This is a genomic window from Paenibacillus sp. FSL R5-0749 (genome assembly GCF_038595085.1).
Lineage (GTDB): Bacteria > Bacillota > Bacilli > Paenibacillales > Paenibacillaceae > Paenibacillus.
This window is the reverse complement of record NZ_CP152005.1, coordinates 5,651,165-5,670,270: the sequence shown is the minus strand read 5'-3', so window position 1 is coordinate 5,670,270 and position 19,106 is coordinate 5,651,165. Positions and strand designations below refer to the sequence as shown.

Genomic DNA, 19,106 nt, shown 5'->3' with positions numbered 1-19,106 from the left:
CAAACTTCTGAATCACTTAGGTAAAATGCTTAATCAAAAACATAGATAAGGAATGGGGCTTTCCCCATTCCTTATCTATGTTTTTGCAAGTTTGGAAGCGGGATCAGGACGCTGCAAAAACAGGGCGAAAAGCGGTGAAGATTACCCGTGATGGTGCCATTTACTGATAGAGTTTTTTTGTTTTTACGATTATAGTTATACTAGGAATTATTATGTCTACTGCCGTTTTGTATGAAAAATTTGTATAATTAACGTTCGTTTTTACCTAATAAGAATCGACAAACCCGGACGCCACAGATAAGGAGATATCAATGAGAATACTTATTGTTGACGACAATCCGACGAATGTCATTATCATTCGAGAAATTCTGAAAAAAGAGAACTATCGTGACATTGTAACGGCGAGTTCCGCCATGGAAATGTTTGAAGTGTTGGGAATTGGGGAGGAAAGCAACGAACTTCGTCCAAGACCGTCGGATATTGACCTGATTTTGCTAGATATGATGATGCCCGAGATGGACGGTATCGAAGCCTGCAGTATTGTGCAAAAATTTGAAAATTTGAAGGATATACCGATTATTATGGTGACTGCCATCGGGGACTCCAAGAAACTTGCCGAAGCATTGGATGCAGGTGCATCTGACTATGTGACCAAACCGATTAATAAAGTCGAACTGATGGCCAGAATTCGACTCGCACTTCGTTTGAAACAGGAGAAGGATTGGCATAAAGAGCGAGATCAACGTATTCAGGATGAACTCAAGTTGGCAGCAATGGTTCAAAATGCTGTATTAAGTCCGGCAATTAGGGACCCGTTGTTCCAAGTGCATGCCATCTATAAACCTTCTTTTGAGCTTGCAGGTGACCTGTATTCATGGTATCCGCTCGGGGAAGGGCGTTATGGTGTATTGTTGCTCGACATGATGGGACATGGAATATCTTCATCCCTGTTTACGATGTTTATCGCTTCTGTCTTGAAAGATACAGTGACCACCTACGTCGATCCAGAGAAGGTTATTCAGGAGTTGAACCGTCGCTTCAATCAGCTCCATTTAGGGAAACAATTGGTACAGTACTATTTCACCGCAATTTACCTGGTTGTGGATACACGGATGAAGCGTATTGATTATGTCAACGCAGGGCATCCGCCTGCATTATTCTTCCGAGATGACGGCAGTGTCACTACTTTTGACAGCGTCTGCTGTCCTGTTGGTTTATTTGACAAAATGGATATTGAGCCACAAACGATCCATTACGAGGGCGATGGACATATTGCGCTTTATACAGATGGCTTATTGGAAACTGTTCAGGGTGGGCAGGAGGAACAACATGAATTCCTGGTCGAAAAACTGAGCGGTTCACATCAATGGAATGAAGATGCCATGCAGGCACTGTTTTTTGACGACGAGATATCACAGGAACGTGATGATGACAAGTGTCTGGTCTGGATTACGCTGGAAAAAGGAGCGGATACTGAATGAAGATCAGAAATAAACTGCTGGTTGGATTTACCGCTCTGATGGCTATTTTGATCGTGCTCACGTTTGTGAGTTATGAACGGCTAAACAGCAGTAATCAACAGATTGATCAGATGTATCAGGAACGTTATCTCAAAGTACGGTTCACTTCAGCAGCGCGCGGAGAGGTTAATGACATTGCTAAAGTGCTGGCTAACTTGTTGTTGAATCCCAATAATTCGACTGCTGCTGCGGACGGTGACCTGAAAGACATGAAAGATCGGGGAGATGGTTACCTCGCAGAGGTAAGAAACCGTGCGGACAGTGCACCTGAACATCAGTTGGTGGATCGTGTGAATACTGCATGGGGCGCGTATACAGACTATGCCACGAAACAGATTAGCCTGATGTCTCAAGGAAGGGCGGAAGATGCAAATAACTACCGCAATTCAACAGGGCTCGCGGTGCAGAAAGAAGCCGTAGATAGTTTGAATGCCCTCTCCCGATATCAGGATCAAGAGATTGATGCCGAGATCAAGAACGCTAACGCAGCGTATACAAGAGCAGTGCAGATTACGATAAGCATCATGATTGCGGGATTGTTGCTTGCTCTGGGAGTGATCATGTGGGTGCTGCCAAGCATCACCCGAGGGTTGAATACGGTATCCATGATGATTACCAGTTTCGGTAAAGGTCGTTACCGTACCATTCGGCGTATTCAGGTCAAATCCACTGATGAAATTGGTCAGATCGCCAGTGTTTTCAAAGATGTGTCCAGTGATCTAGAAGAAAAACTGGAAGTCGAGAAGGCTTACGTACAGGCTCAGCAGGATCAAAACTGGATGAACTCCAACATCGCAAGAGTTCCTGAGCTACTTCGTGGAATTGGCTCCATTCGTCAAATCTCACAAATGTTTATCAGCGAGTTCACACCGGTCCTTGGTGCTCAATTGGGGGTCGTCTATCTGATTGATGAGGAGAAACATCCCGACGAATTGAGACGTTACGGTGCATATGCATTCGAAGAGAACGAAGACGTTGGAAAGGAAATGTACCGAATCGGTGAAGGCCTGATTGGTCAGGCCGCACTGGATATGACGCCTATTATTCTGGAGAATACGCCAGAGGATTATGTGCATATTGGATCAGCTTCAGGTTCAACACGTGCTGCAGGTATCATGATCTATCCTGTCGTGTTTGAAGATGAACTGATTGGTGTTGTTGAACTGGCTTCCTTTGAAGGGTTCAATGAACAGCATAGACAATTGTTTGCCCAACTGATCATGAACTTGGGTGTTATTTTGAACAACGTTCGTCGTCGTTTGCGTGTTGAGGAACTGCTTCGTGAATCCCAGGCACTTACAGAGGAACTACAAGTTCAATCGGAAGAACTGCAGACACAACAGGAAGAACTGCGTCGCTCCAATGAGAATCTGGAGGAGCAGACAGAAGCACTTAAACGCTCGGAGGAATTGTTGCAGCGTCAGCAAGAAGAACTGGAGCATTACAACACGGAGCTTATTGCCAAAACGCGGGCACTTGAAGAGCAGGTACGTGAAGTTGAAGAGAAAAATGACGAAATTGAGAAAACGAAGACACAGTTGGAACAACAAGCTACGCAACTGTCGATGACAAGCAAGTATAAGTCCGAATTTTTGGCGAATATGTCACATGAACTTCGTACACCACTGAATAGTCTGCTCATTTTGTCTCAGCTATTGTCGGAGAACAAGGGTGGAAACCTGACTGATAAACAGCAGGAATATGCCCAAACCATCTACATGTCGGGTGCGGATCTGCTGAAGATGATTGATGAGATTCTGGACCTGTCCAAAGTGGATGCTGGTAAGATGGATATCAATTATGAGACGGTTCGAATGGAAGAGCTGACCAGCTTTGTTCAGCAAAACTTTGGACCGATGGCAAATAAAAAAGAGCTGAACTTGAACATCGAATTCGACAGCGACTTACCGGAATGGGTGTACACAGACAGTCATCGTGTCAAACAGATTTTGCGGAACTTGTTATCGAACGCATTTAAGTTTACCAATCGTGGTTCGGTTAGTCTGATTGGACGACGGATGAAACCGGAAGAACTCCCGGGATATATGAACACCAATCAGGAATATCTCGGATTCAGTGTGAAAGATACGGGCATTGGCATTCCTTCGGACAAGACGGATCTGATCTTTGAAGCATTCCAGCAGGTAGATGGGACCACAAGTCGCAAATACGGTGGAACTGGCCTGGGATTGTCCATTAGCAGGGAGCTGGCACGTTTGCTTGGTGGCGCAATACAGGTGGAATCTTCCGAAGGCGAGGGTAGCTGCTTTACCTTGTACCTGCCGGATAATCATGAAGAGGAAGCACTGGCGGAGGAAGGGGCTTCAAAAGAAGCAGCTGTATCCTCAGAGGAGCTTTATGAACAATCCTTCGAAACACGGACCATGCTCTCAAGTCATCAGTCCATCCTATCTCCTGATCCGGAGCGAAGCGTGGGTACAGATCTGTCTCCTAGCCATACTCCGGATGTCACGCAGATCGAAGATGATCGGGAGAATCTCATGGAAGGTGACAAAATCCTTCTTATCATTGAGGATGATGTGAACTTTGCACATATTTTGATGGATATGGCGAGAGGAAGAGGATTCAAAGCACTTGTTGCCCTTCAAGGGGATAAAGGTCTGGACATGGCCCGTCAGTATCTGCCGGATGCCATCATCCTTGATATTCAACTGCCTGTTATGGACGGTTGGACCATTTTGGGTGAACTGAAGAGCAGTTCGGCAACACGTCACATCCCGGTACATGTCATCTCAGTCATTGATGATATGAAGCAAGGTTTGATGATGGGCGCCATTGCGTATCTGAAAAAACCTTCAAGCAAGGATTCACTGGATAAGGCTTTCTCGCATATCAAATCCTATACCGAGAATCAGTTGAAACGACTGTTGATTGTGGAAGATGATGAAATTCAGCGTAAAGCCATTATTGAATTGATTGGTCATGACGATGTTGCAATTACAGCAGTATCCACAGGTAGCGAGGCATTGAATGAATTACACAGCCAGCGTTATGACTGCATGGTACTGGATCTGATGTTAACGGATATGACCGGTTTTGAGTTGCTCGACCAGATTCGGGATGATGAATATCTGAACGATCTGCCGATTATAATTTATACAGGCAAAGAACTGGATTCCAAGGAAGAAATGAAGCTGCGCAAATATGCGGAATCCATCATTATCAAGGATGTGAAGTCACCGGAACGTCTGCTGGACGAAACCACATTGTTCCTGCACCGGGTAGAAGCCAATCTGCCGGAAGACAAGCGTCGCATCTTGCAGAAGTTACACAACAAGGAAACGTTGTTTGAAGGCAAAAAGATATTGCTTGTAGATGACGATATCCGTAATGTATTTGCTCTTTCAAGTGTCCTTGAAGGCTATCGAATGGATGTAACATTTGCAGAAAATGGCCGTGAGGCTCTGGAGATTTTAGAGAAAAATCCGGAATTTGATCTGGTACTGATGGATATGATGATGCCAGAAATGGACGGTTATGAAGCGATGACACGAATCAGACAGATCCCGCAGTTTGAAAAGTTGCCTATTATTGCGCTCACGGCGAAAGCCATGAAAGAGGATCGCGGCAAATGTATTGAGGCCGGAGCATCTGATTATGTGAAAAAACCGATCCAGACAGATCAATTGTTATCCTTAATGCGCGTATGGCTGTATTCGTAAGTTCATTATTCGTATGTTCATTGTTTGGGTAATGAAAGACAATACGACGAATACGCAAGTAACAAATGAAGAAGTGGAGAGAATTTATGACACCGTGGGAACCTACCGAGACGGGGGCAGATTTGGTCCGTATGCCGCAAGATGAAGAGCGCGAGCTGATCGAGATTGAGTTGCTGTTGGAAGGCATGCACCGTTTATATGGATATGATTTTAGAAACTATGCACTGCCGTCCCTGAAACGAAGAATCTGGCATCATGCACATGCTGAAGGTGTTAAGAGCATATCCGGCTTGCAGGAGCGCGTTCTTCATGACCGTTCCGCGTTTGACCGTTTTGTACAGAACTTATCCATCCCTGTAACGGAAATGTTTCGAGATCCTTCGCTTTTCCGAATGTTTCGGGAAAAGATTATTCCTATCCTGAGAACCTACCCGTATATCCGAATATGGCATGCGGGTTGCTCTACCGGAGAGGAAGTCTATTCCATGGCCATCATGTTGCATGAGGAAGGACTGTATGACAAGGCGAGAATCTACGCAACGGATATGAATGATCGCTCTCTGCAACAGGCCAAAGAAGGCGTATACGGTATTGAGAAGATGAAACTATTTACTACAAATTATTTGGAGGCAGGGGGTACCAGAGCCTTCTCCGAGTACTATACAGCGAAATACAATTCGGTGATATTTCATCCTTTTTTAAGGAAGAACATCATTTTCGCCGAGCATAATCTGGCAACAGACCGGTCATTTAACGAGTTTAATGTTATCTTTTGCCGAAATGTTATGATTTATTTTAATGATGAACTGCGGAACCATGTGCATGGGCTGTTTCATGAGAGCTTGAGCCACTTTGGTATTCTGGTTCTGGGGTCGAAAGAATCGATACATTTTACAGAGTTCAGTGATACCTATGAGCCGTTAGACCGGACCGAAAAAATATACCGGAAGATCAAATAGGGGGTTAGGGTTAGCCATGGGGCTCAATGAACCAATCCACATATTATTGGTAGATGACCGCCCTGAGAACTTGCTTGCTCTTGAAGCAGTTCTGGAATCGGAACAATATAAACTCGTTAAGGCAACTTCTGGAGAAGAGGCACTCCGCTGTCTGCTAAAAGACGAATTTGCGGTTATCGTTCTCGATGTGCAGATGCCTGGAATGGACGGAATTGAGACAGCAAAATTAATTAAGGCACGGGACAAGTCCAAGGATGTGCCGATTATATTCATCTCTGCGAATAGCAGAGAAGCGGAGCATTTGTTTGCCGGATATTCAGCCGGGGCCATTGATTACATGGTTAAACCATTTATTCCTCAGATTTTGAAATCCAAAATCGAGGGATTTGTGGAGATGTTTATCACCAATAAACGACTGAAGACTCAGACGATGCTGCTTCACCAGAAGACACAGGAATTGGAGAAGATGAATCAACAACTCATTCAGGCCAAGGAAGAAGCGGAGATTGCAGCGAATGCGAAGACCGAATTCCTGGCGATGATGAGCCATGAGATTCGTACCCCGATGAACGGTGTCATCGGTATGGTGGATCTGCTGATGGAGACGGAACTGAAGGACGATCAGAAAGAATACGCAGACATCGTTCGTCGCAGTGCGGATGCACTCGTCACGGTCATCAACGACATTCTCGACTTCACCAAAATGGAATCCGGCAAAATGGAACTGGAAGAGCATCCTTTTGAAATCGTCTCCTGTATCCGTGAAGTGCTGGGATTATTCGCTGCTGAAACAGGCAAAAAGAATCTGGAACTGGATTATTTCCTGGAAGATTCTGTTCCTGAATTAATTTACGGAGACATGGCGAGGTTGCGTCAGGTTCTGTTGAATCTTATTGCCAATGCGATTAAATTTACTGATCACGGTGGAGTGTATCTGATCGTGTCTGTTAAGGAAGAAAAGGATGGACACCTGGCATTGGAGTTTGCTGTTAAAGACACCGGGATAGGTATCGCTTCAGACAAAGTTGACCGCCTGTTTCAGCCGTTTTCCCAGCTGGATACATCAATGACACGTAAATACGGTGGAACTGGCTTGGGATTGGCAATCTGCAAGACTCTGGTTGAAATGATGGGTGGACAGATCTATCTGGATACAACAGAGCAACGGGGAGCGACGTTTGTATTTACCATTCAGGCAAAACGCTATGTCGAAACTGAACTGGTCCAGATGAATGGGGAAGAGAAGCTGACGGATGTGAAAAATGAGAACAAACACCCAACGGTATTAATTGTGGATGATCATCCGATTAACCAGAAGTTGATGTCGATTATGCTCGGTAAACTTGGGTTGCTCTCAGACATTGCTGAAGATGGGCAGAGCGCACTCGATATGGTGAAGGGTAGCCCGTCTCCCTATGACTATGTGTTCATGGATCTGCAGATGCCTGTTATGGACGGTTTGGAATGTACACGGCGGATTCGAGAAAGTCTGTCCCCGTCCGATCAGCCGGTCATTATAGCTATGACTGCGAACGTGATGGAAGGTATTCAGCAACGCTGTATGGCTGCAGGTATGGATGATTATATTAGTAAACCAGTCAAAATGGGCAATGTAAAACAGAAAATAGCCCAGTTTCAGAAACAACGAAAAAGGCTAAATTCAGGCCCTTCTGCTATGAATCAGGCCAATTGAAACAATTTCCAAACTCCTTTTTGTTTCACTCGTGCTGAAGTTGGGTTATTAGGTAAGGAAACCATTGATCAGGAGAGAGATGTCTAATGAATACAAACAAAAATGAAAAATTCAATGCAAGAACTGAAACACAGGACGGCGTGTGCACGGTGTATCTGACTGGCGAACTGGATTTGTCGGTTGCTCCTGACTTCCGCTTGGTAATGGAGCCGCTGGTGGATAACAAGGAACAGGATCTCGTGATCAACATGAAAGAACTGAAGTATATCGATAGTACAGGGATTGGTATCCTGTTATCTGTTTTGAAGGCAAGACATGGAATGGAAGCTCGCTTCGAAGTACAGGAAGTTCCTGCGCAAATTCAGAAACTTTTTGACATGACGGGCATCGCCAAATTCTTTGTCACTCAGAAGAATTCCCAATAGGAAAGGATCGAAAAAGGAATGAATGCAGAAGTTCAAAGAGTCACCCTTAATTTACCGGCGACAGCTGATTACGTTGATATTGTTAGACTCAATCTCTATGGAGTAGCATCAAAAATGGGATTTTCTTATGAAGACATTGAGGATATGAAAGTTGCTGTATCCGAGGCCTGTAACAACTCTGTACTGTATGCCTACTCACACGAAGGCGGCATGGTTGAAGTTGTATTCGAAGTGGATGGCGATACATTGTCCATTACTGTCAAGGACGAAGGTGCAAGCTTCGAGAACATGAACCCTGCTGTGTCACGTGCTGGTCTTCACGACAAAGAATTGACAGAAGCACAGATTGGCGGACTCGGGTTCTACCTGATGCAAGCCTTGATGGACGATGTCAGTGTGGAAAGTGAGACGGGCAAAGGTACGAAAGTAGTACTCGTAAAACGTCTTGCAAGAAGTGAGGAGAAAGTATGAATGAAAAAGTGACTCCCCCAGAGTCCATGTCTGAAGCTATTGGTTTGATCTGGGAATACCAGCAGACTCAAGATAATGAAATTGCAACAGTTCTCATCCGTAAATATGAACCGATGGTTAAGATGGCAGCAGGTAAAATTGCTCGGAATCGCCCCGATCTATACGAAGATCTGTATCAGACCGGGCAGATGGCCTTGATTCGTTTGCTTAAGCAATACGATATCAACCTGGGTATTCCGTTTGAACCATATGCCATGAAAAGCATGATTGGTCATATGAAGAACTATTTGCGAGACAAATCATGGTATATTCAGGTGCCCCGGAGAATTAAGGAAAAGGGAGCACTTGTGCAACATGCCATTGATGAGTTAACCGTGAAGCTGGAGCGCTCACCCGGTGTGAACGAAATTGCTGAATACCTTGATTTGACTGCAGAAGAGACGATTGAAGTTCTGGCTGGTCGGGAATGTTATCACTATGTGTCACTGGATTCTCCTCTATCTCAGGATGACAGTGCAGCAACATTAGGTGAACTGATCAGTGCGGATGTTAATGACTATGATTCGGTCGAAAAACGGATGGACTTGCAACAGGCATTGGGACAATTGAAGGAACAAGAGCAGCAGGTACTTATTCTAGCCTTTCAGGATGGCCAATCTCAGCGGGCAATTGCCCAGAAGCTTGGTGTTTCACAGATGAGCGTATCTCGTATTCAGAAGCGAGCTACAGAGAAATTGAAACAGATCATGTCTAATGCTTCAATGTTATGAAAAATGGAACCCTAATGTTGTTGAGTACGGCATAAATAAGGACACGTCATTGCACTGGAATGCATACGTGTCCTTTTTGGGATCAAAAAAGATAAGTATGCAATGAACGAACATAAGTGCAGGAGTGGATAAAGTGATTGTGAACCAAATCAAGTTGGAACGTCGCCGTGACAAGTTATCTTGTTCGGACCATTGGCAATGGTGGGATTGGGTTGCACCCGACAACAACAGCATGAACGATGCATTGGAGGAACTGACAGAGGCATTTCCGGACATGCAGTATTGGCTTCACAAAATTCCGGAAGTGGAATCGAATTATTTGTCCGTCCGTTTTGTGAACGGTACAGAGCCAGTCATATTTGGTTCCTTGTTATATGCGATCAAGAATGAGAGAGATGACCAACGTCAAGATAATCAGATGTTTTTCTACGTCGATCGCAATCATCTGGTTACTTTGAATATGGATGACAATACACGAGGGATTATGAAGACGGATGAACGTGCTCATATGTTACAGCAATGTAGCGAGGCCAGGGATGGGATGTTTGTACTTTTTCGAGCTATACTGCATTACTACCATGTGGGAATGGATCATTTTGAGATGAACCTGCGTGATCTGGAACGGAAGATGGAATCCCGCAATGCTCGCACCTTGATGGACCAGATTCTCGCCGCTCGATTTGAATTATTGTATTGGAGTAATCTGTTCATCCCTTACTCGGAACTGATGGCCGCTTCACATGAGGCTTACCTTGATGAAATCAATGAAAATCGATACTTCCAACAGCTCCAACATCGCGTAGAGCGAATGGAACGATTGTTTAGACACTACGAGAAAGAGATCGATACATTAATCTCTATTGATAATGCGATCTCCGGTGTGCGTGGGAATGAGATCATGAAAACACTGACCATTGTCACCGCTGTGTTCATACCCGCCACGGCTGCCGGCGCGATATGGGGAATGAACTTTGAGAACCTGCCCTTTATCGATAAATCATGGGGAGTTGTTCTGGTCCTTGTTGCCATTATCCTAAGCATGATTGGCATGTACGTATGGCTGATGATGAAAGGATGGACAGGGGATCTGCTCAAAGTGAAATCCTCACAGCCTTCAGCTGAAGAGATTGAGAAAAAAGGAGAAACGGAAAAACGTAAGGGATAGCTTGCGGTCGGTTAGTCTCCTTATTTCTTGTAATCTTCAATATAGCCAAGTAAGTCAGCAATATATTGACCGACAATCGGCATATTGACGAATTGGCTGAGAATGAATGCGAGCAGACCCAGAACAACAAAGGTACCTACGGTCAGACCGAGCCCTCGTGCCATACCTGCTGTGAAGTTGGTAATAATCCGCTTTTTGGGACTACTGTAATTCTCAATAATATCTTTGATCTGTGCTCTCTCCAGACTGTCCGCAATCTGGTCCAGACGTGTGTTCAATCGCTTTACCTCGTGTCGCAATTCAAAAGGATGATCGCTTGTATCGTACTGCTGTGCCGGTGTTCCCCCCGTAATTGGAGTATTACCGTTAATTGTAACTTTACTCATAATTATTCCCCCTCAACTCGCATTGGATAAAAAATAGCCAGCTGGAGTGCAGCTGGCTATTGGTCACTCGATCTATATCACCTTACAGGCTAGTCGAGTTAAGTTCTTTACGTGCATCTTCCTTCGCTTCTACGGAAGCGGCAGCCACTTCTTCAGATGCACGGGATGCTTCGTTAGCCACATCCGCGGATGCTTTTCTCACAGATTCCATGACATCATTGCGTCCTTGGTTTACTGTTTTTGCAATGTCGGAAGTTTTGGATGAGACCGTTTTAGCCAGTTCGGATGCTCTATCACCTACAACCGTTGCAACTTCTTTCGTGCGGTCAGTAACCATGCCTACTTTCTCGGAAAGGTCACCACGCAATTCTCGTCCTGGTTTAGGCGCAAAGAGTAGGGCCGCAGCCGCTCCCAGCAAACCTCCGATGAAAATCCCTTTGGCGAAAGTCGAACCCGTCTGTACAGGATATTGCTCTTCTGCTTTATTCATGTCTAATCACTCCTTCTTCAAATTAAGAAACAAATACGAAACAACGAACACCTTGTTGCCCGAATCAGGCAGCCTGTCTTAGCAGTCTGGACACAAGCCCCAGCAAGAAAACAAAGAGCGCTGTACCAATGATGGCAGGGATGATGGCAAAGTTACCGATAACGGGTCCCCAGTTACCAAGCAAAAGTGCTCCCAGCCAGGCTCCGGCAAATCCGGCAATCATTGCACCGATTATGCCTCCAGGCATGTTGTGACCGGCAAGTGCATCTCCGATCAAACCGATGATGACAGCCATCACAATGCTGATAATGATGCCCCACATAACAACCGCCTCCTTTAAACTTGATGTAGGATGTTGTCTGTTCGCGTTTGCTTACTTCGTATATAAACGCCGTGCAACCCTGTGAAACAATAAAGATGAGGATGAATGAACTGGAAATCAGAGGAATTCCTTCTTTAGTGACTTTGTTTAATACCTTTAATCATACAGAGGATCCATGCCAATCCAGCGCCAAATCCCGTAAATACATCCGTAGGATAATGTACGCCGAGCATGATGCGGCTCAGGCCAATCAAGAAAATAAAAATGATGCCGCATAGAACAGGAAGCCACATACTAGAAGAGTTGTGTCGCTGTTGCTCAATGGCCCAGATTACAAAGAGCATGCCGTAGAAGCCCATGGAGATCATGGCATGTCCGCTGGGAAAGCTGTACCCGTGAACGACCAGCAGATGATCCAGTTCAGGTCTGCTTCGTCTGAAAAATTCTTTCAATAACGTGTTCAGGATCCACATCATGGCAAAACTTCCCGTGATCGCATATCCATATATAACAAACCTTGGGCTGCGTTGTATGAAGAAAAGAAGGGCGAAACCTCCTGCGGCTACAGCAGAGATTTTGAATGAGCCCAGCGCGGTTATAAATGCAGTGTAAGGAAATAGATACAGACGTGAATCCGAATTCAGATAAAATAATTGCTGAATTTCAGCATCCAGACGAATAATAGAATCATCGCCCAACCAGGCACCCAGACCTGCCATGATGAATACGACCGAAGCACTGATAGCCATACCAGCCAAACTCCAGTTGAAGAGGGGGCGTAACGACATGCCAGAGGTCGAACCTGATGAGAATGGTGTAGACATTTTGCGTGGCATAGTGAGTTTCTCCTTCATTATGGTAGTCATGAACATAGATGATAAAGCTATACCCGAAATGCATGTCGAAAAAACTGTAAAAACGTCGCTTTTGTACTATACTATTTAAGATATCCCATGCGGCGTCGTGACGCAAAGCAGAGATGAAATTGGGAGCACAAAGGAGAGAACTCGCATGGAGAGTGCCTTGTTAATTAAAGAATACCGTGCAGGCGTCATGGAATGCGCCCATTACGGACACATAAGTATTACGGATGAGAATGGCCGAATCGTATACTCGGCTGGCGACCCTCATTTTAGAGCGTTCACTCGCTCATCTGCCAAACCTTTTCAAGCTATTCCAGGAATCCGGGCAGGGATCGTCAGTCACTATGGCCTATCTGCACAGGAGATTGCCATTATGTCCTCTTCGCATCGTTCGGAGCCGGAACACATTCGGGTGCTGGAGCAGTTATCCGGTAAAATCGGATTGGGTGAAGAGTGCCTGATCTGTGCACCAAGCTACCCGCTTAATGAAGAAAGCCGTAATCAATGGATACGTGGACAAGGAGAGAAACGCCGCATCTTGCATAACTGCTCCGGAAAACATCTGGGAATTCTGGGGTACAGTCAGATGAAGCAGGTTGATTTGGGCAGTTACGCTGAACCGGATCACCCCGTACAACGTGAAATTCTCGAAACGTTTGCCGATCTGGCAGGTATTGAGGAAAAAGAGATTAAGCTTGGGACGGATGGCTGCGGCTTTCCGGTATTTTCTTTGCCGTTATCAGCATTGTCAAACGCCTATCTGAAGCTCGCTTGTCCGGATCTTATCGCCGATCCTTCTACAAGAACAGCTGTAGAGACGATTACATCAGCCATGAATGAACATCCGTTAATGGTAGGGGGCACAGAGCGTGTAGATTCAGTACTGCTGGAAGACGATAACATTGTCGCAAAAGGTGGATTCAAAGGGGTATTCGGTTTTGGTCTGAAAAAAGAACGATTGGGAATCACCTTCAAGGTACTTGATGGTTCCGAGGAAGAGTGGGCCTTCATTACCCAATCCATCCTGAAACAGATCGGTTATTCCAATGAGAGAACCCTTGCACGATTGGCTGAAGTGTTCCCTTCCGACATCCGTAATGATGAGGGTACCCTTGTAGGTCATGCAGATAGCGAGTTCATTCTCCACTCACTTGAAGATAGCGTATAACCTTAAGAAGGGGCGTGATTAGAGTTGCCGGACCCCGGGTAAAGATGACATACCAACTGGTATTTATCTAAACAATTCATATACACGCATGGACTGCCGCAGTAATGTGGCAGCTCTAAACCCTTGGAGGTGGATGAACATGATTAAAGTGGTGACATCGGAAGAAAGGCACACGTCGGATCGAGGTTGGATACACAGTGAATTCAGCTTTTCCTTTGCGGATTATGATGATCCGAGCAACGCCCATTTTGGCTGTCTGCTGGCTCATAATGAAAACACGCTGATGCCGCAAGAAGGCTTTAAGAAACATCCACATCATGATCTTGAGCTTGTCAGTTATGTCATATCAGGTACACTCAAACATACGGATAGTATGGGAACAGAACAATTGCTTGAACCGGGTACAGTCCAGGTGATGAGTGCAGGTACAGGAGTGGAACATTCCGAGACCAATCCGTTAGCGGATGAACCGGTACGATTTCTTCAGATGTGGTTTTTGCCATCGGAGCGTATGCTGAAACCATCCTATACGAATCGGAAAATAGAGCCACAGGAGCCTTTGAATCGTTTATGTCCGATTGTATCCGGGCAAGGGGGCGAGGGAACCGAAGGCGCATTGCCTATTTCCCAGGATGTAACCTGTTACCTGTCCCATTTGGAGTCTGGGAAGAAGTTGATGTACCCGCAACATGAAGAGCGACGGACACATCTTTTCCTGATCAGTGGACATGTGGAGATTCTTTGCTCGGACGGTAACTTTAGCCTGAAGCCGGGGGATGCTGCACGAATTCGTAAAAGCTGCGATCTGCAAATTACGAGTACAGACAGTGAACCTGCCGAATTTGTTCTGGTCGATCTGCCTTAAGGATCAGATGTACTTCCTAATAACGATAGTCTTGAAACAAAAATAGGCGAAAAGGACCTGTTGCCACGTTGATGTGGAAGACAGGTCCTTTTTTTTGCTTGCTTGGACTAGGATTTACGAAGCTTACCCAGTTCAGAAGCGACAGCTTCCACTTCGGAGATACTGAGATGTTCCTTGCCCAAAATCATTTCATACAGGTCAAACAGATCTTCATATTTCTCAAGTGGGAATGACGAAGCTTGCATGGCAGCACCGCTTGCCATACGCAGTTTGGTTTTGATCGCTTCAATCATATATTCCATATTGGCTGCTGTTGCTTGTGTTAAATCCATCGTTAAATTCATCCCTTCCGTATCGGAAACTCTTGTTATTGTATCATGATTGGAAGTGCTCAGGCCAATGCTTTTGCGGGGAAACCAAGCATCGGTTACAATGATGGATACAACAACCGGTTTTCATGGAAAACAGAGTGTACTGGAGGGAATACAGCTTGGCAGCGTATAAGCGAGAAGTGGTTCGCCATCAAGGAAGGGAAGTCCGCAAAGGCGTGCCTGCAGAGAATCTGATTTTATTTTTCGAAAATATCCTCAAACTTCACGCTCTAGATGAAATCACGTTTGTCTGCATCGGAACCGATCGTTCCACCGGGGATGCCCTGGGCCCGCTGACAGGGAGTATCCTGCAAGAGAATGGAATAGGTAACGTGATAGGCACGCTGTCTTCCCCTTGTGATGCAGACACGCTGGAGAGGAAATTAGCACTCATTCCTGCACACCATGCCATCATAGCGATCGATGCGTGTCTGGGTCCCAAGCATGCCGTAGGTACATATTATCTCTCGAACAACCCACTCATTCCAGCTCAATCGGTTGGAGGGAAGCTCCCTCCTGTCGGACAATACAGTCTGGCAGCTGTGGTTAATGCCAATGGACCAAGGCCTTATTCCATATTGCAGATGACCTCGCTTCACTCGGTCATGGAGATGTCCCGAACGATTGCAGACGCCGCAATTGAAGCATGGAAATGGAGACAAACGTTTCATTCATGAGATGTAGGCTTAATAATATACAACCTGAATTATTTAATTCGCGCAGAGAGAGGGATTCATATGGAAAAAGTGATGTGTGATGGAACGACGATTTGTTATGCCGAACAAGGTAAGGGAGAAGCACTCATTTTGCTCCACGGATACTGTGGCAGTTCATCGTATTGGGATGAGGTCGTACCTGAACTGGCACGCAGCTATCGCTGTATCGTACCTGATCTGCGTGGACACGGGAAAACAGATGCACCTGTAGGAAGTTATACCATCGAACAGATGGGCAACGATGTATTACAGTTGATGGACGAGTTGAACGTGGAAAAGGCTGTCCTTCTGGGACACTCGATGGGGGGATATATTGCGCTCTCGATCGCACAACGTCACCCTGAGCGTTTGAATGCATTTGGCCTGATTCATTCCACAGCCTACCCGGACAGTGAAGAAGCCAAAGAGAAACGCCTTCGTGCCGTCTCCACCATCCAAACGGAAGGTATCGTGAATTTTGTAGATGGACTGGTTCCTGGCTTATTTGCACCGGAACATGTTGAGTCGTTATCCACGCACGTAACACGCGTGAAGGAAATTGGTTACCAGACCGCGCCTCAAGGTGCTGTTGGTGCTGCTCTTGCTATGCGTGAACGCCCGGATCGCCGCGATGTACTATCCGCCACTCCTTTACCTGTATTGCTGGTAGCAGGAGAGAAGGATGCTGTTATTCCGCCAGAACGTACATTTACAAGTGACAAGCCGTATATCGTGCAAGCTGTTATCCCGGGTGCGGGTCATATGAGCATGTATGAAGCTCCTGAAGAATTAATTCAGGTCATTAAGCAATTTATGTCTGGATTATCGAAGTAATCAATGAAGTGATTTATGTTGATTTCATTAAAATATAGTTGGGTTCCTGAATAGTGTTGATTCCTTTTGGAGAATTATCGGTTCCCATATCATTTGAACCCCTGCAACGTCCTTTTTGGGATAAGCAGGGGTTTTTGTCACTTCCATGGCCAGAGTAAAGACATGCGTCTTGTTTTTGGCTTTTTGTCATGGCATGAATTAAAATAACTACAATAGGACGTTAGGAGAGCGATTGAATGGATAAGGTCGAATGATGAGGGGGCATACAGCATGTTCAGAAAAGATTATCTGCTCCGCATGATGGAGGAAATGACTGAAGCAATAGGTAAAGTGTTCACGCTCAAACAGCAACGTAAGCACACCGAGGCATTGTCTGAACTGGATGAGCTGATGCGCAGGCAGTTTGGGCTAAACTTGTCTTTGCTGAACTCGTTACCAGCTGAGGATGTTATTGAAATGTTCCGTTTTCGCGGGATGATTGAAGTGGACAATCTGCAGCACGCCGCCAGGCTGATTGAAGAAGAAGCCTATATATATCAAGAGAAGGCCAAAGTGGAAGGGATAGAGGATCAGGAGAGAATGGACGCAGAGGATGAGGCTGTCATCCGATTGATGAGATCACTTCATTTTTACCTGTATGCATTGAATCATGGCGCTAATCCCCAGTTATTAGATGCACCGCAACGGGTGGAGGGTGTATTGGGACTTACCAAAGAATATGAGCTCCCTGCCCGGACCGAAAGACAGCTTGCCCTGTATCGTGAGCAACAGGGACATTACGACCAGGCAGAGAACAGTTGGTACAGGTTGCTCCAGCTTGGTCCGGAATTCCCTGTAAGCTACCAAGATGATGCACAGTCGTTCTATAAAAGGTTGAGCCAACTCACGGATGAACAATTGGAGCAAGGCGGTTTGCCGCGCAACGAAGTTGAAGAGGGGTTAGCCGAACTAAATCGTCAAGAGATGAACTCATAAATATGAATTGTGCATCAAGGCTTGTTACCTGCCTTCACTTGGAGAGGGAACGGAAGTGTGGTATGGTAACGGTTGACCAAACCAAACCGAAAGTGAGATGTACCCCGTGGATTCATTGCGAAAGCTTATACAAGACATCTTTGAACAGAATTCGCTGATTACAGCGACCTGGAGCCAGCTGCGCAGACGGGACAATGTCTCGTATACCAAAGTGCAAGTCAAGCCGGTGACACTGAAGAATCAGCTGCATTATCAATTTGCATTTCATTATAACAACAAAGTGCTGCACGAGAATTTGACTCCGGCTGAAGCGGCAGAGCGTATGACTTTGCTATGCGAAGAGACGTTTCGTCAAGGCCTGCTCTGTACGACTGAGGCAGACTATCAAATTTTGATCAGCAAAAAATATAAAGTATCGATTCTGACTAAATCGGCTTCCAAAACTGCGGTGGATCTGTCGCATAATCGCAAGAAGCAATATGTATTGGAAGAGGGAGTACCCGTATCGTTCCTTGTTGAACTTGGCATTATGAACGAAGAAGGTCGTGTGTTGGCCCGCAAGTATGACAAGTTCAGACAGATTAACCGTTTCCTCGAAATGGTGCAGGATGTCATTCCACATCTGCCGGAGGGACGTCCACTTACCATTGTTGATTTTGGTTGTGGCAAGTCTTATCTGACTTTTGCGTTATATCACTATCTGTCTGTACAACAACGGCGTTCACTACAAATTATTGGGTTGGACTTGAAGGCAGATGTCATTGAACACTGTAATGATCTAGCTAATCGATTGCACTATGGTGATCTGAAGTTTCTGGTTGGAGACATCGCGGACTACGATGAATTGAATGAAGTGGATATGGTTGTAACACTGCATGCCTGTGATACAGCTACCGATGCTGCTTTGGAGAAAGCGGTTCGATGGGGGGCTTCTGTTATTCTGTCTGTTCCTTGCTGTCAGCATGAACTGTTCGACCAAGTAGAGGCTTCCGTGATGAATCCATTGTTGTCCCATGGCATCCTCAAGGAACGTTTCTCCGCACTGGCTACGGATGGAATTCGTGCCAAATTGCTTGATCTAATGGGATACAAGACACAATTACTTGAATTCATCGATATGGAGAATACACCTAAAAACATATTGATACGTGCTGTTCGCGGTCAGGCGGGTGAAGTGTCAGAGATGTGGAACGAATATACGGCTTTCCGTGATTTCATTCATGCCGATCCATATTTGGAGCGGGCTTGTTCGGATTTGCTCCCTGATGATGGCAAGCAGGTTATTGGGAAATCAAAATCGAACAAAGAAACCGTCCAGGATTCCACGAATTGTGACATTTGCTAAGTGTGCCGATGCCAATCCAGGGACATACTGCAATTAGGGTCCTTGAATGTAAATTTCAATATTATGCACATACGTTGTAGCAGGCAACACCATAACTGTCAGTTAT

General features: G+C 45.5%; 19 protein-coding genes. 14 read left to right on the top strand and 5 right to left on the bottom strand.

Annotated features, from left to right (window positions below; genetic code table 11):
• The first annotated feature begins 311 nt into the window (after positions 1–311).
• From MKY85_RS25375 to MKY85_RS25340, 8 genes are all read left to right on the top strand, one after another.
• Positions 312–1,481: a fused response regulator/phosphatase gene (locus tag MKY85_RS25375; protein ID WP_342571069.1), complete on the top strand. Its 1,170-nt coding sequence runs from the start codon at positions 312–314 to the stop codon at positions 1,479–1,481.
• Positions 1,478–5,203, top strand: coding sequence for a response regulator (locus tag MKY85_RS25370; protein ID WP_342571068.1), 3,726 nt, complete (start codon positions 1,478–1,480; stop codon positions 5,201–5,203). Before MKY85_RS25375 ends, MKY85_RS25370 begins: the two co-directional genes overlap by 4 nt.
• A gap of 86 nt (positions 5,204–5,289) precedes the next feature.
• Complete coding sequence (locus MKY85_RS25365) at positions 5,290–6,162, top strand: protein-glutamate O-methyltransferase CheR (protein ID WP_017692270.1); 873 nt, start codon at positions 5,290–5,292, stop codon at positions 6,160–6,162.
• A gap of 16 nt (positions 6,163–6,178) precedes the next feature.
• A complete protein-coding gene (locus MKY85_RS25360; protein ID WP_342571067.1) occupies positions 6,179–7,855 on the top strand; it encodes a response regulator in 1,677 nt (558 codons plus the stop codon).
• Between the two features lie 86 nt (positions 7,856–7,941).
• Complete coding sequence (locus MKY85_RS25355) at positions 7,942–8,280, top strand: STAS domain-containing protein (protein ID WP_036606989.1); 339 nt, start codon at positions 7,942–7,944, stop codon at positions 8,278–8,280.
• 18 nt (positions 8,281–8,298) lie between these two features.
• A complete protein-coding gene (gene rsbW / locus MKY85_RS25350) occupies positions 8,299–8,751 on the top strand; it encodes an anti-sigma B factor RsbW (RefSeq protein ID WP_339237721.1) in 453 nt (150 codons plus the stop codon).
• Positions 8,748–9,521: a sigma-70 family RNA polymerase sigma factor gene (locus MKY85_RS25345; protein WP_047841571.1), complete on the top strand. Its 774-nt coding sequence runs from the start codon at positions 8,748–8,750 to the stop codon at positions 9,519–9,521. The genes rsbW and MKY85_RS25345 overlap by 4 nt, the downstream gene beginning before the upstream one ends.
• Before the next feature lie 133 nt (positions 9,522–9,654).
• Positions 9,655–10,686, top strand: coding sequence for a magnesium transporter CorA family protein (locus MKY85_RS25340; protein ID WP_339237719.1), 1,032 nt, complete (start codon positions 9,655–9,657; stop codon positions 10,684–10,686).
• A gap of 20 nt (positions 10,687–10,706) precedes the next feature.
• Here MKY85_RS25340 and MKY85_RS25335 read toward each other — a convergent pair whose 3' ends face one another.
• From MKY85_RS25335 to MKY85_RS25320, 4 genes are all read right to left on the bottom strand, one after another.
• The gene (locus MKY85_RS25335; RefSeq protein WP_339257403.1) at positions 10,707–11,072 is read right to left on the bottom strand and encodes a DUF5665 domain-containing protein; all 366 of its coding nucleotides are present in this window, start codon (positions 11,070–11,072) and stop codon (positions 10,707–10,709) included.
• Between the two features lie 82 nt (positions 11,073–11,154).
• Positions 11,155–11,562 carry a YtxH domain-containing protein gene (locus MKY85_RS25330; protein WP_074096444.1) on the bottom strand — a complete coding sequence of 136 codons (408 nt, stop codon included), beginning with the start codon at positions 11,560–11,562 and terminating at the stop codon, positions 11,155–11,157.
• A gap of 64 nt (positions 11,563–11,626) precedes the next feature.
• Positions 11,627–11,884, bottom strand: coding sequence for a GlsB/YeaQ/YmgE family stress response membrane protein (locus MKY85_RS25325; protein WP_017692278.1), 258 nt, complete (start codon positions 11,882–11,884; stop codon positions 11,627–11,629).
• Between the two features lie 134 nt (positions 11,885–12,018).
• Positions 12,019–12,720, bottom strand: a complete 702-nt coding sequence (locus tag MKY85_RS25320) for a phosphatase PAP2 family protein (RefSeq protein ID WP_342571066.1) — start codon at positions 12,718–12,720, stop codon at positions 12,019–12,021.
• Between the two features lie 175 nt (positions 12,721–12,895).
• Between MKY85_RS25320 and MKY85_RS25315 the strand changes: the two genes are divergently transcribed.
• Together MKY85_RS25315 and MKY85_RS25310 are read left to right on the top strand one after the other, a co-directional pair.
• The gene (locus tag MKY85_RS25315) at positions 12,896–13,915 is read left to right on the top strand and encodes an asparaginase (protein WP_339237714.1); all 1,020 of its coding nucleotides are present in this window, start codon (positions 12,896–12,898) and stop codon (positions 13,913–13,915) included.
• 139 nt (positions 13,916–14,054) lie between these two features.
• Positions 14,055–14,780, top strand: coding sequence for a pirin family protein (locus tag MKY85_RS25310; RefSeq protein ID WP_342571065.1), 726 nt, complete (start codon positions 14,055–14,057; stop codon positions 14,778–14,780).
• Between the two features lie 107 nt (positions 14,781–14,887).
• Here the strand turns inward: MKY85_RS25310 and MKY85_RS25305 are convergent, their stop codons facing one another.
• Positions 14,888–15,112: a DUF1128 domain-containing protein gene (locus MKY85_RS25305; RefSeq protein WP_253440906.1), complete on the bottom strand. Its 225-nt coding sequence runs from the start codon at positions 15,110–15,112 to the stop codon at positions 14,888–14,890.
• Positions 15,113–15,270: 158 nt separating this feature from the next.
• Between MKY85_RS25305 and yyaC the strand changes: the two genes are divergently transcribed.
• From yyaC to MKY85_RS25285, 4 genes are all read left to right on the top strand, one after another.
• Positions 15,271–15,828, top strand: coding sequence for a spore protease YyaC (gene yyaC / locus MKY85_RS25300; protein ID WP_342571064.1), 558 nt, complete (start codon positions 15,271–15,273; stop codon positions 15,826–15,828).
• Positions 15,829–15,888: 60 nt separating this feature from the next.
• Positions 15,889–16,680, top strand: a complete 792-nt coding sequence (locus tag MKY85_RS25295) for an alpha/beta hydrolase (RefSeq protein ID WP_339257400.1) — start codon at positions 15,889–15,891, stop codon at positions 16,678–16,680.
• A 270-nt stretch (positions 16,681–16,950) separates the two neighbouring features.
• A complete protein-coding gene (locus MKY85_RS25290) occupies positions 16,951–17,655 on the top strand; it encodes a DUF6483 family protein (protein WP_339237701.1) in 705 nt (234 codons plus the stop codon).
• Positions 17,656–17,752: 97 nt separating this feature from the next.
• The gene (locus tag MKY85_RS25285; RefSeq protein WP_339257398.1) at positions 17,753–19,000 is read left to right on the top strand and encodes an SAM-dependent methyltransferase; all 1,248 of its coding nucleotides are present in this window, start codon (positions 17,753–17,755) and stop codon (positions 18,998–19,000) included.
• Positions 19,001–19,106: the final 106 nt, after the last annotated feature.